1 protein-coding gene is annotated in these 1,820 nt (G+C 77.7%); it reads right to left on the minus strand.

Going from position 1 to position 1,820, the window contains the following annotated elements:
* A partial coding sequence (locus MRQ36_RS32810) for an AMP-binding protein (RefSeq protein ID WP_242801703.1) occupies positions 1 to 1,792 on the minus strand: 1,792 nt, incomplete at its 3' end.
* Positions 1,793 to 1,820: the final 28 nt, after the last annotated feature.

A 1,820-nucleotide genomic window follows, 5' to 3' on the forward strand; every position in this document is an offset into this window, starting at 1 on the left:
GCCGCGTCCCGGCCGCCAGCGCGGTGTACGCGGCCGACAGCTCCCCGGTCAGCGCCTCCACGGCGAGCCGGTCGCCGACGGCGTGGTGCAGGGTGACCAGCAGGGCCGCGTCGTCGTCGCCGAGGCTGGCCAGGACGATCCGCAGCAGCGGCGGGACGGCCAGGTCGAACGGCCGGCGGGCGGCGTCGTCGAGCAGCTCGGCCAGGGCGGCGTCCCGGTCGGCGGCCCCGGTCAGGTCCACCTCGGACAGCGGGCTGGGCACCTCGGGGTGGATCACCTGCACGGGTTCGCCGTCCACGGCGGCGAAGCCGGTACGCAGCGTCTCGTGCCGGCGGACCACCAGGTCGACGGCGGCACGCAGCGCGTCGTGGTCGAGCCGGCCGTGCAGCCGCAGCCCGCCGTACAGGTGGTAGGCGGCGGCGGTGTCCGGCTCGAACTGGGCGAGGAACCAGACACGGCGCTGCTGGAACGAGGCGGGCAGCCGGACCAGCCCGTCGGCGTCCGGTCGACGCTCGACGGGGGTGAGGTCCCCGGCGGCGGGCGGTGCGCCGAGACCGAGGACGGCGGCGAGCCGGGCCACGGTGGGCTGCGCGAAGACCGCCCGGACCGGCACCTCGACGCCCAGCTCGGCGGCGATCCGGCCGACCAGGGCGGTGGCGAGCAGGGAGTGCCCGCCGAGGGCGAAGAAGTCGTCGTCCCGGCCGACCCGGTCCAGCCGGAGCAGGTCGGCGAAGATGCCGGCGAGGCGTTCCTCCGCGTCGCCCCGCGGCGGGTCGTACGCGCCGGCCCGGCGGGCCGGGTCGGGGGCGGGCAGGGCCCGCCGGTCGACCTTGCCGTTAGCGGTGAGCGGCAGGGCGGGCAGCGCCACGAACACCGCCGGCACCAGATACCCGGGGAGCCGCTCGACGCAGGCGTCCCGCAGCGCGTCGGCGGCGGCGCCCCCGACGTGGTACGCCACCAGCCGCTGGTCGCCGGGGACGTCCTCGCGGACCACCACCACCGCGTCGTCGACGCCGTCGTGGGCCCGCAGCACCGACTCGATCTCGCCCAGCTCGATCCGGTGCCCGCGCAGCTTCACCTGGAAGTCGCGCCGGCCGAGGAACTCCAGCCGGCCGTCGGCGCGCCAGCGCACCAGGTCACCGGTGCGGTACACCCGCGCGTCCGGGCGCTCCGGATGCGGCACGAAGCGCTGCGCGGTCAGCTCGTCGCGCCGCCAGTAGCCGGCCGCCACCCCCGCGCCGCCGATCCACAGCTCCCCCGGCACGCCGACCGGCACCCGCCGGCCCGCGTCGTCGACCACCAGCAGCTCGGTGTTCGCCACCGGCCCGCCCAACGGCACCGGGTCCTCGTCCCCCGTCACCCGGTACGCCGTCGACCAGACCGTCGTCTCCGTCGGCCCGTACAGGTTCCACACCGGCGCGCCGGTGGCGGCCAGGGCCTGGGCCAGGTCGGCGGGGAACGCCTCCCCGCCGCACCACACCGCCACGTCGGGGTCGGGACGCCAGCCGGCGGCGAGCAGCAGCCGCCAGGTGGTCGGGGTGGCCTGCACCACGGTCGCGCCCACCTCGGCCAGGTGGGCGGCGAGCCGGGACCCGTCGGCGGCGACCGGCCGGGGCACCACGTCCACCCGGCCGCCCACGGTCAACGGCCCGAACAGCTCCAGGGCGGCGATGTCGAAGGAGAGGGTGGTGACGGCGGCCAGCACGGTGTCCGGGCCGAGGCCGGGCCGCTCGACGAGGGTGGCGAGCAGGTTGCCCAGGGCGCGGTGCGGCACCGCGACGCCCTTCGGCACGCCGGTCGACCCGGAGGTGTGCAGCACG

Origin of the sequence: Micromonospora sp. R77, assembly GCF_022747945.1 — a bacterium.
Classification (GTDB): Bacteria; Actinomycetota; Actinomycetes; order Mycobacteriales; family Micromonosporaceae; genus Micromonospora.